Below are 13,312 nucleotides of genomic sequence, written 5' to 3' on the forward strand. Positions count from 1 at the left end.
GCTACAGTTCCAGCCTCATGTACACGAGCTCTTGGTAGCCCGCAGACGTGGAATGGTAGCCCCGGGGGTTGCGCCCGTATTCCTCGAAGCCCGCGCGACGGTAAAGAGACACCGCCCGTTCGTTATCCGCCACCACTTCGAGTTCAAGCTGGGTGTAGCCCGCCTGCCGAGCACAGTCAATGCTCGCATCCATTAGCACCCGGCCGATCCCCATCCCCCAGTACTCCTTGNAGCAGCTTTCTCAGCTGGCGCGCGTGTTTCTGGCACTAGCCCGGCGCGGTTTTACTCCGAATGCAGACATGCTCGGATTGGTCAATGCTGTATCGATCTACACGACGGCTTTCGTTGCCGCCGAGGTCGTTCCGCCCGTGGGAGGCGCCCCCGAACAGCCCGTCGATTTGCAGGCAGCGAGCGCGGCTCTCAACCCCGAGGATGCGCAGGTGCTGCGTCCACTCATCCAGGATCTCCTTGAGGATCGCTACGATTTCGTCACCCAGTTTGAGCGAGGGCTCGAGGCAATCCTGCGCGGGTGGAACTGAGAACGCCAGCGGGGGCGACTCCTGTCGCAGCGTCGCTTTAGACGGCCTGGCCGGGGGCTACTCACCCGGCGCTACTACGTGGGATTGACACTCTTAGGAGAGATCACTGCTATCTCGCATCACTGCTTTGGGTGGGATCGACACCGCTAGGTCGGATCGACACTATTAGGCGCGATTGGCACCACTTGGACGCATCGCATACCCCAAAAACCACTCATTCAAAGCTCCAACTGGTGTCAATGCCTCCAAACAGTGTCAATGAGTCTAGGGAATAGCGCAGTTCAAGTACGAAAGCTTCTGCTCAGGCCCACTAGGCTCCAGCATCGGCCACGGGGCAGATCCTACAAGTAGCGAGTCTCCTCGACTTCGCTAACAATCCGCTCAGTTCCGCCCAATGCCGACAGTTCATCGCGCAGCCTCGCAAGCCCATCGCTCAGGGAAGTTTCATCGACGAGGCGCCGCGCGGCCTCGGCAATGAGAGCGGGCTTGGGTGCGCGCACACTCAGGCCACAGCGCGTACGCTCGACGGCATCGGCGTTGAATTGGCGCTCGAAAACCCGACCGGGTACGACAACTTGTGGCACCTGGTAAGCCAGCGCGTCCATCATCGAGTTTTGCCCACCGTGATTGACCATGACGCGGGCGCGAGGGAGGAGCTCGGCAAAGTTTAAGCGAGGCGCGCGGTGCACTTTGTGGCCAGCTGCGGCGTAGACCGCTTCGGGCACACCTGCGACGTACACATCGCAGCCAAGCGCGCTCGAGATCTGCCGGCCAACTCGCACGGCAACTCCCGCGGGGACACTGCCTGAGCCGAGGTATACCACCGCGCAATCGCGATCGGTGCTGCAACTATCCACCGTCGGCACCTCGCCAAGAAAACCGCAGTAGATCGCCTGTTTCCCGGCATCTGGTTCCAGCGAGGGACAGCTGGGAATGAAGCGGCGTTTCATCCCCTCAAGGATGGTCAGCGACGAGGCCGGGGCGGGCATTCCCATCTCGCGCAGCAGGCGTCGAATTCCCGCTGATTTTTGCGGATTTGAGGCATAAGCGGCGGTCGTCGGCTGCGAGCCGCTGCCCACGCAGGGGATCCCCTCGGCGCGGGCGGCGATGACGGCGGCGAGATTGAATTCCGAGTAGACGACGTCGGGGCGCCATGTCCATATGAAATCACGCAGCTTCTCGACTACCGCGCGACTGTAGCGATAGTCCAAAGAGCCCGTTAACCACAGCACTTCTTCGAAACTATGGACGGGCTTGCGACCCATCAGCCCCAGGCGAGAAGCCAGCGGAAAGGCGTGGCGGGCAATCGCCTCAGGAAGGCCAAGGGGCGAAGGAACGGAAATTTCAAATGTCGGGGCTACCGGATCGACACAGTTGCCGTCATCTCCCCACGCGAGCGTGACCTCGTGACCGCGGCTAAGGAACGCACGTGCGACGCGCTGCGCACGCGACCAGGGTCCACCCATCTGCGAGCGGGCCAACATGGGGACGACAAGGATTTTCACGGTTTAAGGGTACGCCCGGAAGCATGGTCTTTTAGCCCCAGAGGGCTAGCCGCCCTCGTAGCGCTACAGTTCCAGCCTCATGTACACGAGCTCTTGGTAGCCCGCAGACGTGGAATGGTAGCCCCGGGGGTTGCGCCCGTATTCCTCGAAGCCCGCGCGACGGTAAAGAGACACCGCCCGTTCGTTATCCGCCACCACTTCGAGTTCAAGCTGGGTGTAGCCCGCCTGCCGAGCACAGTCAATGCTCGCATCCATTAGCACCCGGCCGATCCCCATCCCCCAGTACTCCTTGAGGATGCTGATCCCAAAACGTGCCCGGTGCGCAACCTTGCGCCGACTGCGCACAGCTGAAACTCCTGCGCTTCCAACGATGCGCCCATCGATGATTGCGACGAGCTCAACCTCATTGCTACTACGTTCCGTTTCCTCCAGGGAGCGAGCTTCTTGTTCATCGTCGACGCTCTGCTCGTCCGGGTAGGACAGCAGGTAGTCGGTCTCCGCATGCGTGCGTTGCGTCGTCTCACGCAGCGCGCGGGCGTCCGAGGCGACAGCGTTCCTCACGAGGAGTTCCACTCCGTCCTTCAAGACCACCGTCTTGGCGTACCTCATTGTCGGTCCCCCTATCCCCTAGATATCAGCCAAATTATCGTCAACCTGGACAATCCACAAACCCGCCCGGGGACTCCCCTGGCGTTCGAGCAGGCCTTCATCTTTCAGCTGCGCAACCAAGCGTTCAGCACTTCGCTTCGAACTTCCGAGGTGTTCCGCGAGTTGAGCAACGGTTGACCGCGAATTGTCACGGAGGAATGCAAGAGCGAGGGCGCGATTCATATCCTCCGCGCCCGCAGGCTTCGCATACGGAAGAATCGATTCGCGGATCGCCTCGAGCATGAACTCCACGAAACTCTCGCAGGAACCGAGCGCACCTGAGCGCGCCAAGGCCTCGTAATAGTCTGCTTGCCGCCGCCTGATTGCGGATTCAACGGGCAGCCAGGCAAGAACCGGACGCCATCGAGAGAGGAGCAAGGTCTGCCAGAGCCTCCCAGTCCGCCCATTCCCATCAGAGAAGGGATGACAAAACTCGAACTCGAAATGGAAAACGCACGATGACAAAAGCGGGTGCATGTGCGTTGTGCGCAGCCACTCGAAGAGGCCGCCCATGACCTCGGGGACGTAGGTAGCAGAAGTGCCGGCATGGATCAGGGCATCCCCATTGAAAACGCCGACATTGCCGGAGCGAAAGCCACCGGCGTCAGGGACGAGGCCATCCATCATCACGCGGTGGACCCGCAGCAATTCCTCCACCGAATAGGGGTCAAGGCTGGGAATGAGGTCGTAGGCTGCGCGCGCATTTTCTACTTCGAGGATGTCACGCCGGTCGCCGAGCACTCGTTTTCCATCGATAATCGCGCTCACCGCATGTTTATCGAGCTTGTTCCCTTCGATAACAAGCGAGGAATAGATCGTCTGAATCCGCAGCTCCCTACGCAGCGTGGGACTGGTCGACAGAGAAGCTTGAGGCGAGAGGGCACCAACGAGTTCCGCGATCTCCATACAAAGCGCGTCGATTGCATCGCTGCGCTTAAACGATGGTTCGTAAGCCATAAGCCCTCCTATTACCGCCAAATTATACCGCCACTGGCGGTAATCGGGCGGCGCTTAAGGACAATCGCACCGGGTTCATGTGCATGCTGCTGAAACAGCGTGAACCGGTCACCGCTACGGAACTACACTGTTGTCAACCCTCGTCTTTTGGGAAAGGAATGCTGATGTGGCCCAGCCGGATGCTTGAGTTGTTAACCCCGCTGATTGCGGGACTGTGCGAGGAGCGCGGTATCGACGTGCCCGCGCCAACGAGTGTCGATGAGATGTGGGAGCAATTCCGCGCGCTGGTCAACACGCGCCCGCCCATGCCCGCCTCGCCGCAGTGGCTGGCTTTGCAGGATCAGTTGCTCAGTGAGTTGATTGCCGGGGATGGCGTTGTTTCCATTGACGAGGCCGAGGTCGCGCCCCTGCACCCGAACATTCGCCTGTGGCGCGGTGACATTACGAGGCTCGCGGCGGATGCGATTGTGAACGCGGCAAACTCACGGATGCTGGGGTGTTGGGAGCCTGGGCATGCATGTATTGATAACGCAATTCATACGTTTGCGGGCGTCCAGTTGCGCTTGGAGTGTGCGCAGCTCATGGAGGAGCAGGGCCACGAGGAGCCGACGGGAAGGGCGAAGATTACGGGGGCGTATAACTTGCCTTCGCAGCGCGTGATTCACACGGTCGGGCCGGCTGTGCCCGCCGGCGAGGACGCTGACATGCATCGTTTCGAGCTGATGAGCTCGTACCTGAATTGCCTGGATTTAGCGCAGGAGAGCGGTATGGGCTCGCTTGCCTTCTGTTGTATTTCGACGGGAGTATTTGGCTACCCGAAGCAGGACGCTGCCGAGGTCGCGGTGGACGTGGTCAATCAGTGGCTGACTGCGACCCAGTCCCCCATGGTCGTTGTGTTTGATGTGTTTTCTGATGAGGACGAGGCGATTTATCGCGGGCTGCTGGGGTTCTAGGGTTGTGGGGCTGTAGACGCTTCTGAGCTATACGGTTTCCGCCGTTGCAGGCACTTCGAAGGGCGGGTAAGCGTGGATAAGAAGGCTGTTCAGATTCTGAATCGTTTGATGGACGATCAGAAGAAGCACTCGGTGAGTGCGGAGGAGCTTGCTTATGCCCGGAAGATGGGCGTGGTTGTTGAGGATCGCCCGATTACTCTCGATCAGGCGCTTGATGTCCTGACGCACTGTTTCGATGCTGTGTCTCTAGAGGATGTGGCGCAGGCGTTTTTATATAGCTTGTCCTCGCGCGATGTGGATTACCGCTATATTTTGGCATCCTATGTGTATGCCCGCAGTTGGTTTTCTTTTGATCGAGGCCGGACTCAGGAGCTTCCAGAGAAGCTGACGGGCACCTTCTTTAACTGGGTGAAGCACAAGGGCGGCGGTATTTGGGGGACTATCGGGAAGCCGATCTTCTACTTAGAGCAGTTCGCGTCAATGGAGCGGCGGGTTGCGAGCGATGCCGATGTGGAGATTGTGCGGTCGATCTTGGAGCTGGCTGATTCCATAGACGACGAGGCCAGTGGCACTGCCTTGGCGACCGCTATCCGCACCGCGAAGTTGCTTCCTTGCAAGCAGACCGAGGCCGTTGGAATCGTTGAGACTCTGGGAATCTGCGGGATTCTCGAGGCGCCAGGGCACCCCGGTTTTCTGCATTCATTCACTCCCCCACTGGAGCGCGATACCGGTGATCTCAGGCAGAGCCTGTCGTATCCCTTGAACTGGTGGCACGGGAGTGACGGCGTGAATTGGGAGAACACGGCGGAAGTGTTTGGGGCTAATTTCAGACAATTCTGAGAATTTGACTCCCAAGTCGTCACGAGGTGCGGCGAGCTGAGTGTAGACTGATAGCCGGCTTGTTTTTAGCACAGCGTTTTCGAGGCGGAGAGCACGGTGCTGGTTCAGGGAGATCATGCTTAAAAGATCTTTTCCCCACTGTCGGAACACAAGCCGACCAATTCCAAAAACCAACAAGCCATATCTTTACTTCACGTTGATGTCAATTCACGTATAGGTACCCCGGTCTTCGAATAGTGACTATTGCAAGCATCTGTTATACGAACATCATTCATTAACACACGGAAGGAACAGACAATGGACAGCATTCCAGTTACTCCAGAGCTATCTACGCGTAGTTTTATCGAACAAATCGAGGAAGAAATTCCCTCTCTCATTAAACTCCAAAGAGAAGGAACATATTGGGATTTCAAACAAGAATGGCACAGTAACCGCTCAGAACTAAAGGCCGACATTATTTGTCTTGCAAACAATATTGAGAGCTCTACCTCATATTTAATCTTCGGAATTTCCGACAAGGATTTTTCACCAGTTGATATTTCCGATGACAAACATCGAAAAACACAATCCGACATTATCGATATGCTTAAAAACATGCAATGGAAGGGTGGCCAACCCCCTTTTATACTTATGCATTCAATGTCATATGAGAACTCGTTGCTGGATATCCTTGCAATCAAAAGCCGTCCCGAAGACATGCCGTATATGCTTTCTAAAAAAGATGGAGATATTTACGCAAACATTATCTTAAACCGCCAAGGAGACCGAAATTCCCCTCAAGAACAAGGTGCGAGCTGGCGCGAAATTGAAGCGATCTGGAGACACCACTTCTCACTAGGGCTATCGCCACTCAAACAAGTCCAAATCATGTTGAGAGATAAAGAGAACTGGACATTTCTTGAGCCAGATGAAGACGATGAATTCACAGAGAAGAAATACTACGACTTCGCACCAGAATACACCGTCAGCTTCCGGAAATCCCGCGATAAACTTTATTGGGAATATTATCTCCCTCTACAGGATAGCGATGAACGAATTTGGTACGACATTGAAGTTTTTTACCATCAGACCAAACTCTTTACAACTGCCGGCACAGATTTAAACGATGGACTATTTCTCACACCAGCACCTGAACGATCATATTTTTACTGGCACCAATGCTACACAAATAAACGTCATGATATTACATACTGTTATTTTATTGAAGAGTCTATAGCCTGGTCGCTTCATGACTTTTATTTCAATGCTGACACGCCATCGAATATAGAAGCTAAAAACAAGTTTCTATCACACTTGTTACTATTTAAGAGCGAGCACGAACGTGAAGCTTTTGAAGACTTTCTACGAAAAAATCAAGATGCTGTTACCAAGAGAATAGATGAGCAGGAGGTGCATTCACCCAAACTGCCATCAACATTCGAAGGGGACCCGAAGTATTTCTTAGACAGTTTGCGCGCTGTTCCAGTACTCAAGGAAATGCTGACTAGTTTCAGAGAGCATTAGCAGCACAGTAGCTTCAGAAGGCATCCGCTTAAAGCCAAAGAGACTCAAGTTCAAGAGGGACCGGCACAGTACTACTCCCCCACCCGCCGAGCATGAAAAGTCCACCCTTCCCCAAACGCTCGGTGCAGGAGGAAGCTGGCCCCAGCCAGCGCCAGAGCGCACCCCAAGCCTGTGTAGAAGAATGCGAAGAACCAGTTGGGGATGAGCCCAGTTAAGCGCAGCCCGAAGCCGAAAGACATCATGAAGGCCATGATCAGGTAGCCTTTGAGGTCCAAGAATCGCAGGAAGTTCAGGCGCTCGCCGTCCAGGCCTCGGATCCTCTGGGCGTTCTTCAGGACGATCTCGCCGAACATTGCGTGGAAGGCGAAGAAAGCAGCAACAGCACCGACAACAAGAGCGACGGCAACGCCAACCGCAGCACCACTCATTTCAACAGCGGCACGAGCACCGATCAGGGCAACATTCACACCCGCCAGCAGCCAAACCACTCCGGCCACGGTAATCAGGTTTTCTTTCTTTATTTTGAGCAGTGTCATCAGCAATCTTTCTTTTCAATCGGGGCCGCAGCAATGCATCCTGAAGCACGACTCTCAACCACGGCCTCGTACAAGCTGGCGTCAAGAAGGGCGAAAAGAGGCTCACAATCGGAGCCCTCCATGAGCGAGGTAAAAATAGTTCCCAGAACAAAAGGAGAGAGTTTCTCGGGACTCAGCGCACCAACCAGCCGAGAGCGTACGACCGCTGGGTCCGACTCCAACACATGTTGGAGTCCTTGTTCCATGTGAGCCAGCATCGGACCGCGAGCAGCCTCCAAGGCCTCGTGCTCACTGCGGGGAAGGCGGCGCATTTCGGCGAACCAATCGACATCCATCTGCGCCAAAGCATCACCCAAAGCACCACGCAATCTCCGCACGTAGTCCGTGAAACTTTCGCGCCCGTCAACCCGGCAGCACTCCTCGAAGAGAGCCTGGCCGAAGAAGCGCGTGAAGACTGCGGCCGTCAGGTCCGCTTTTGTTGGGAAGTACATGTAAACCGAGCCGACGGCGATTCCACAAGCGCCGGCCAGTTTTCGCACGGAGAGTGCGGAGATTCCTTCGCGCGCGGCGATCGCGTACGCCTGGTCGATGAGTTTGTCTTTATCAATGACCTGCTTGGGCACGAAAATCCTCCTCTCGCCGGTTTCACTCTATAATGAACAGTGTTCAGTATAGACATATCCCATCCATACCTGACAGGCGAGGAACGCAAAAGTGAGCACTCTCGACCACAAAGAGCGCATCATCCAAGCTGCCTACACAATCGGCGCCAGGGGCGGCCTTGCCGCGATCTCCGCCCGAGCGGTCGCCGAGGACGCGGGAGTTTCCGTCGGATACCTCTACAAAGTCTTCCCCTCAAAGAGCGACATTATGGTCGCCGCCGCGCGACGCTACTTTGAGCTCTCACTCTCGCAAGAACTGTGCCGAATCGAGAGCAATGAGTCCTTCGTGGAGTTTTGCCGCAGACTCTGGGAGCAGACGAAAGCAGTCTTCATTTCCTTCCACCGCGAGTGGCTCCGCGACCATGAAGAGCTGCCCAAACAGGACCTTTTAGCCGCGCACGAGGCCATGGGTTCCGTTCTCGCGCACGCGCGCACCCAGCTTGAGAGCGTCCTCGAGCAGGACGCGCGCATTAACTGGACACTACTCCCCCAAGGGACCACGGCCTCGACAATCGCAGAATTCACCATGCGTTCGCTACTCACCTCCCTCGAGAAGGGGGACGAAGACTGCGAGCTTTTGCTGACTTTCCTTGAGCGGGGACTCTACGAGGCGAAGTAGAAGCCTTGCGTGAACATGCGGGGATTGTTGTTCACGCACGCGTTCCTAGCATGGATTGCAGATCCATCAATCAACGGAACGGGACAAACCATGATCGCAATCGCCTCGACAGCTATCACTCTGGCACTTGTTTTCTACACGATCGGCGTCTTTGCCGAGCGCCGCGCGGGCACGCTCAAGCTCGGACACATCATCTTCTTCTACATGGGCCTGGTCTTTGACACCGCGGGAACTGCTGTCATGTCTGTAATCGCGCGAGGCAACTCGGCGAATCTTGCGCACGCCACCACCGGATTGCTCGCGATCATCCTCATGATCATCCATGCCGCGTGGGCAACCATCGCCTACGCGAAGAAGAACCCCGAAACGCTTTCACACTTCCACCGCCTGAGCATTGGTGTGTGGCTGGTGTGGCTCGTGCCCTACGTATGCGGGATACTCATGGGAATTCCGGCGCTCAAGCTCGATTCGAATGTGGCCTTCGCCAGCGCGATCGGGACGTCTGTTGTCGCTGGGCTACTGATCTTTGGGGCCGAGGCCAGGCGCCTGCGCCAATAACGCCCCAACACAAACTAGCATTAGACCCAGGTTTACAAGCGCGTTCAAGGAAGGCCGCTATAGACATGGGTCAATTCACCTCCAATATGACACTCATCGAAAATTCCCTCGGTGACGCTGATGTTGAAACGACTCACTACTGGCTCTATGCACCGGGTAAGGCCGCGTGCATGTGGGAGGACTTCTACAGCCAGGGAGTGATGGGACTTGCCTGGGGAGAAGCTGGCGACCTCTCGGCGTACGCAAGCAAAGAAGCGATCCGCCTCGCGCTGGTCGACTCAAGCAGCGGAACGACCAACCCTCGCAACGACGCCTACGCGCTCTGGCAGTTCGCCAACGACCTCAAGCCCGGCGACGTCGTTTTCGTGAAAGGAGGCCGAGGGAAGATCCTCGGGCGCGGCCTCGTTACCGGAGACTACGAATACGACGAGGCCCAGGGGCACTTCTCCAACCTCCGCAGCGTTGAGTGGACACACAAGGGCGAGTGGGCAGTTGATCGCATACTCCCAATGAAAACGCTGACTGACATCACGGATGACACAACGCTTGTCGCAGCCATTGAAACTCTTTTCGAGGTCGAGGCCGATGAGGTGCTCGACGACCAGCCTGCGATCGAATACCCCGCATATGACAAGGAAGATTTCCTCTCGGAAGTTTTCATGTCCGAACAGCAATACGACACTCTCACCGGGCTACTTCGCGCGAAGAAGAACGTCATCTTGCAAGGCGCGCCTGGGGTTGGCAAGACCTTCGCGGCGAAGAGACTCGCGTATTCGATGATGGGTGTGAAAGACGCCAAACGCGTCATGATGGTGCAATTCCACCAAAGCTATTCCTACGAGGACTTCATCGAGGGCTACCGCCCCTGCGCGGACGGTTTCGAGCTTTCCAAAGGCACGTTCTATACATTCTGCAAGCAGGCAGCTGATGACAATGAGCGCGATTATTTCTTCATCATCGACGAGATCAACCGCGGAAATCTTTCAAAGATCTTCGGTGAGCTCTTCATGCTCATCGAGAACGACAAACGCGGTGAGAAGAACAAACTCCAGCTGCTCTATTCGCGCGAGCGTTTCTGCGTGCCAAGCAATGTGTACCTAATCGGATTGATGAACACTGCGGACCGCTCGCTTGCTTTGCTCGACTACGCACTGCGTCGCCGCTTTGCATTCTTCACCCTCAACCCGGGCTTTTCTTCCACTGGTTTCACACGCTATCGCGAGGCCGTGGGCAGTGCCGCTTTCGACAATTTGGTTTCGTGCGTGGCCCGGCTGAACACCGAGATCGCGGGCGACGAGTCTCTTGGTGAAGGCTTCATGATCGGACACAGCTACTTCTGCGGATTCGTCGGAGGAACAGCCGATCACGCCACTCTTTCAGCGATCGTTGAATACGAGCTCATCCCCATGCTTGGCGAGTACTGGTTCGATGACCAGGAGAAGGTCCGCGTCTGGTCTGAGGCTCTTCGTCGCTCGATCCAATGATTCCGATTCGTAACACCTACTACATGCTCGCGTACGCCTTCCAGGTGCTACGCCAGCAGGGGTACCGCGAGATAGCAACCGAGGAATTTGCGTCCACCGCGGAGCTCTCGGCTGAGATCCTGATCCGCGGCGTACGCTCTCAACTCAAGCGAGGCCTCGGGCACTCCTATGTCGACGTTACGGAGCCACTGTCGTCTCTGCGCGGAAAAATCGAGGTTACGGAGTCCCTCAAAACACGCTCAATTCTGCGCCGGCAATTGGTGTGCAGTTACGACGAGTTTTCGCTCGACACGCAGATGAACCAGATCATCAAAGCGACGTGCACAGCCCTGTTGCGGTCAAGGATCTCGAGGCCTCGGAAGAAAGAATTGCGCAGACTACTCCCCTATTTCGCGGAGGTTTCGGATATCGAACTCGGTGCGGCCAACTGGCGTATGCGTTTTGATCGCAATAATCAGACCTATCGCATGCTGATCAATGTCTGTTGGCTGATTTACTCGGGGCTTTTGCACACCAATGAAGGCGGAGAAACTCGGCTTGCGGAGTTCCTGGACGAGCAGAATATGTGCCGCTTGTACGAGAAATTTATCTTGGAGTACTACCGCCAGGAGCATCCAGAAATTCAGGCGAGTGCGCCGCATATTGCGTGGGCGCTCGATGACGGTTTTGATGACATGCTGCCGACGATGCGATCCGATGTGACTCTGAGGCGCGGGGACACTGTGCTCATTATTGACGCGAAGTACTATGCGCATTCCACGCAGGAGCGTTTTGGTACGCGGAGCCTGCATTCGGGGAACCTCTATCAGATCTTCACGTATGTGAAGAATATGGAGGCCGCGCATAGCGGCGAGGCACACAGTGCGTCAGGAATGCTCTTGTATGCGAAGACCGATGAAGAGGTCTACCCCGATGGCGTGTACCAGATGAGCGGGAATGCGATTAGCGTAAGGACGCTCGACCTCAACAGGCCTTTTGAGGAGATCCGCGCACAACTCGACGGGATTGTGGAGGCGCACTTTTCACGGTGATATCCTCGCCAGTAGTGCAAGTTTTCACCGGAAAGAAGGCTCGCCGTGTACAAAGTCGTGCGCACCGCTTTGCCGCTCCTTTTCATCGCTGCGGTCTACAGTGGCGGGCCCTTTTATGACGTCTTCGGCTGGGGAACAGACTGGCCCACGTGGGGCACTCTCCTATTGATTACAGGGATCGCGAATATCCTCTGCGCATGCTTCGATCGAGCAGAAGGCAGCCCGCGCAGACTAGCTTTTTGGGATCTAGTCCTCAAGCTCTGCATGATCCCCTTCTACACACTGATATTCCTCTACGCCACGGGTATCGCGACGATCATGTTTGTTATCCCCGGGCTTTTTCTTGCAGCACCTTTCGTCGTGGTTCCTCTGCTTGCAATGTCCTACCTTCTGATGCTCGCGACATCCTCCTACGGTTTCGCGGCCTCGATTCGCGCGGCAAAACGCGGACTACTCCCCGGCTCCTTCGCGGCGATCCACATAGCACTGCACTTCTTCGCCGTCGCGGACTTCTTTTCCGCCGCTGTCCTCTACCTGCAGCTGCGCAGGGCGGACAAGGCACGCCAAGCCCGCGCCGAGGCCTCGGCAGGCACCCCACCCCAACACCCCTCCGACGTACAATGACCAAATGACTGAAACAAGCAGACGAGCGCAATGGTTTTCCGATAACGAACGCAACTGGGACGATCGCGCCGAGTTGCACATGGCTGGCAACTACTGCGACTACCAGCGCATGTTCGAGGACCCGACGGCAATTAGTGACGAACTGGCCCAAGATATCGAACGATTCGGCGATCTTGCTGGCAAAGAGGTCATCCACCTGCAGTGCCACGTCGGAACGGACACGATCGGGTTTGCGCGCCGCGGGGCCACGCGCGTCATTGGCCTCGATCTGTCCGAGGCCTCGCTTGCCCACGCGCGCAGCATCGCCCAGCGCGCGGGCGCTGACATCGAGTTCGTTCACGCGAACGTGTACGACGCGCGCAAAGCAGTGTCCGGAGATTTCGACTTGGTTTACACCTCGATCGGTGTCCTGTGCTGGCTGCCCGATATCGCCCAGTGGGCACGAGTCATCGCCTCCCTACTCAAGCCGGGCGGTACCTTCTTCATCCGCGATGACCACCCAATGTTCATGACAATCGGGGAGGATATTTCCGACGGGCTCAAGATCGAGCAGCCATACTTCGAGCAGGATGCTCCGATGACGTGGGATGACGATTCAAGCTACGTGGATTCTCCCGGTGCACCGCGTATTACTCACACGACGAACCACCAGTGGAATCATTCCCTTGGCCAGATCGTCACAGCTCTCATCAACGCGGGGTTGGTGATCGATGAGCTCGAGGAGACTCCGCGCGCTGCCTGGTGTCCGTGGCCCGAACTCATGGAACAAGATTCCACTGGAGCCTGGCATCTTCGTGAGCACCCCGAGCGTCTGCCGCTTCAGTTTGCGATCAGCGCACACAAAAACTGAGGG

14 protein-coding genes and 2 pseudogenes are annotated in these 13,312 nt (G+C 56.5%); 10 read left to right on the forward strand and 6 right to left on the reverse strand.

All coding sequences use genetic code 11. The features are described 5' to 3' along the window. Position 1 precedes the first annotated feature (1 nt). Positions 2-238: pseudogene (locus BQ8011_RS08625) on the reverse strand (N-acetyltransferase family protein); the annotation flags it as partial. On the opposite strand from BQ8011_RS08625, the pseudogene BQ8011_RS09265 reads away from it, so the two are divergent. After that, positions 234-539 (forward strand): annotated as a pseudogene (locus BQ8011_RS09265) (TetR/AcrR family transcriptional regulator); the annotation flags it as partial. The pseudogenes BQ8011_RS08625 and BQ8011_RS09265 sit on opposite strands and share 5 nt — an antisense overlap. A 341-nt stretch (positions 540-880) precedes the next feature. On the opposite strand, the gene BQ8011_RS08635 reads toward BQ8011_RS09265, so the two are convergent. From BQ8011_RS08635 to BQ8011_RS08645, 3 genes are all read right to left on the reverse strand, one after another. Continuing rightward, positions 881-2,023, reverse strand: a complete 1,143-nt coding sequence (locus BQ8011_RS08635; RefSeq protein WP_072456370.1) for a nucleotide disphospho-sugar-binding domain-containing protein — start codon at positions 2,021-2,023, stop codon at positions 881-883. Between the two features lie 84 nt (positions 2,024-2,107). Further along, the gene (locus BQ8011_RS08640; RefSeq protein WP_072456372.1) at positions 2,108-2,653 is read right to left on the reverse strand and encodes a GNAT family N-acetyltransferase; all 546 of its coding nucleotides are present in this window, start codon (positions 2,651-2,653) and stop codon (positions 2,108-2,110) included. A gap of 18 nt (positions 2,654-2,671) precedes the next feature. After that, entirely contained in the window at positions 2,672-3,649 is a 978-nt protein-coding gene (locus BQ8011_RS08645) for a Fic family protein (RefSeq protein WP_072456374.1), read from the reverse strand. A 164-nt stretch (positions 3,650-3,813) separates the two neighbouring features. Here BQ8011_RS08645 and BQ8011_RS08650 point away from each other — a divergent pair, with 164 nt between their 5' ends. The 3 genes from BQ8011_RS08650 to BQ8011_RS08660 all read left to right on the forward strand — a co-directional run bounded on the left by BQ8011_RS08650 (position 3,814) and on the right by BQ8011_RS08660 (position 6,945). Next, a complete protein-coding gene (locus tag BQ8011_RS08650) occupies positions 3,814-4,602 on the forward strand; it encodes a protein-ADP-ribose hydrolase (RefSeq protein ID WP_072456376.1) in 789 nt (262 codons plus the stop codon). A gap of 72 nt (positions 4,603-4,674) precedes the next feature. Then, a complete protein-coding gene (locus tag BQ8011_RS08655) occupies positions 4,675-5,442 on the forward strand; it encodes a hypothetical protein (RefSeq protein ID WP_083429955.1) in 768 nt (255 codons plus the stop codon). 297 nt (positions 5,443-5,739) lie between these two features. Then, positions 5,740-6,945, forward strand: coding sequence for an AlbA family DNA-binding domain-containing protein (locus tag BQ8011_RS08660; protein ID WP_072456378.1), 1,206 nt, complete (start codon positions 5,740-5,742; stop codon positions 6,943-6,945). A gap of 71 nt (positions 6,946-7,016) precedes the next feature. On the opposite strand, the gene BQ8011_RS08665 is transcribed toward BQ8011_RS08660, so the two are convergent. Next, the gene (locus tag BQ8011_RS08665; RefSeq protein ID WP_072456380.1) at positions 7,017-7,481 is read right to left on the reverse strand and encodes a hypothetical protein; all 465 of its coding nucleotides are present in this window, start codon (positions 7,479-7,481) and stop codon (positions 7,017-7,019) included. Next, positions 7,481-8,104 carry a TetR/AcrR family transcriptional regulator gene (locus tag BQ8011_RS08670; protein ID WP_072456382.1) on the reverse strand — a complete coding sequence of 208 codons (624 nt, stop codon included), beginning with the start codon at positions 8,102-8,104 and terminating at the stop codon, positions 7,481-7,483. Before BQ8011_RS08670 ends, BQ8011_RS08665 begins: the two co-directional genes overlap by 1 nt. 91 nt (positions 8,105-8,195) lie before the next feature. Between BQ8011_RS08670 and BQ8011_RS08675 the strand changes: the two genes are divergently transcribed. The 6 genes from BQ8011_RS08675 to BQ8011_RS08700 all read left to right on the forward strand — a co-directional run bounded on the left by BQ8011_RS08675 (position 8,196) and on the right by BQ8011_RS08700 (position 13,309). After that, entirely contained in the window at positions 8,196-8,762 is a 567-nt protein-coding gene (locus tag BQ8011_RS08675) for a TetR/AcrR family transcriptional regulator (protein WP_072456384.1), read from the forward strand. A gap of 15 nt (positions 8,763-8,777) precedes the next feature. Beyond that, positions 8,778-9,320 (forward strand): HsmA family protein, encoded by a 543-nt coding sequence (locus tag BQ8011_RS09215; protein WP_231945310.1) that lies wholly within the window; start codon positions 8,778-8,780, stop codon positions 9,318-9,320. A gap of 65 nt (positions 9,321-9,385) precedes the next feature. After that, the gene (locus tag BQ8011_RS08685; RefSeq protein ID WP_083429956.1) at positions 9,386-10,804 is read left to right on the forward strand and encodes an AAA family ATPase; all 1,419 of its coding nucleotides are present in this window, start codon (positions 9,386-9,388) and stop codon (positions 10,802-10,804) included. Further along, entirely contained in the window at positions 10,801-11,835 is a 1,035-nt protein-coding gene (mcrC, locus tag BQ8011_RS08690) for a 5-methylcytosine-specific restriction endonuclease system specificity protein McrC (protein WP_072456386.1), read from the forward strand. The genes BQ8011_RS08685 and mcrC overlap by 4 nt, the downstream gene beginning before the upstream one ends. 57 nt (positions 11,836-11,892) lie before the next feature. After that, complete coding sequence (locus tag BQ8011_RS08695) at positions 11,893-12,459, forward strand: DUF6652 family protein (protein ID WP_231945311.1); 567 nt, start codon at positions 11,893-11,895, stop codon at positions 12,457-12,459. A 4-nt stretch (positions 12,460-12,463) separates the two neighbouring features. Continuing rightward, positions 12,464-13,309, forward strand: a complete 846-nt coding sequence (locus BQ8011_RS08700) for a class I SAM-dependent methyltransferase (RefSeq protein ID WP_072456390.1) — start codon at positions 12,464-12,466, stop codon at positions 13,307-13,309. Positions 13,310-13,312: the final 3 nt, after the last annotated feature.

The organism is Actinomyces marseillensis, assembly GCF_900155605.1.
Lineage (GTDB): Bacteria > Actinomycetota > Actinomycetes > Actinomycetales > Actinomycetaceae > Pauljensenia > Pauljensenia marseillensis.

What these genes read in the sequence shown, in the direction of transcription:
- BQ8011_RS08635 (WP_072456370.1), bottom strand. Translation starts at nt 2,023, where the DNA reads ATGTTGGCCCGCTCGCAGATGGGTGGACCCTGGTCGCGTGCGCAGCGC.
- BQ8011_RS08640 (WP_072456372.1), bottom strand. Translation starts at nt 2,653, where the DNA reads ATGAGGTACGCCAAGACGGTGGTCTTGAAGGACGGAGTGGAACTCCTC.
- BQ8011_RS08645 (WP_072456374.1), bottom strand. Translation starts at nt 3,649, where the DNA reads ATGGCTTACGAACCATCGTTTAAGCGCAGCGATGCAATCGACGCGCTT.
- BQ8011_RS08650 (WP_072456376.1), top strand. Translation starts at nt 3,814, where the DNA reads ATGTGGCCCAGCCGGATGCTTGAGTTGTTAACCCCGCTGATTGCGGGA.
- BQ8011_RS08660 (WP_072456378.1), top strand. Translation starts at nt 5,740, where the DNA reads ATGGACAGCATTCCAGTTACTCCAGAGCTATCTACGCGTAGTTTTATC.
- BQ8011_RS08665 (WP_072456380.1), bottom strand. Translation starts at nt 7,481, where the DNA reads ATGACACTGCTCAAAATAAAGAAAGAAAACCTGATTACCGTGGCCGGA.
- BQ8011_RS09215 (WP_231945310.1), top strand. Translation starts at nt 8,778, where the DNA reads ATGCGGGGATTGTTGTTCACGCACGCGTTCCTAGCATGGATTGCAGAT.
- BQ8011_RS08685 (WP_083429956.1), top strand. Translation starts at nt 9,386, where the DNA reads ATGGGTCAATTCACCTCCAATATGACACTCATCGAAAATTCCCTCGGT.
- mcrC (WP_072456386.1), top strand. Translation starts at nt 10,801, where the DNA reads ATGATTCCGATTCGTAACACCTACTACATGCTCGCGTACGCCTTCCAG.
- BQ8011_RS08700 (WP_072456390.1), top strand. Translation starts at nt 12,464, where the DNA reads ATGACTGAAACAAGCAGACGAGCGCAATGGTTTTCCGATAACGAACGC.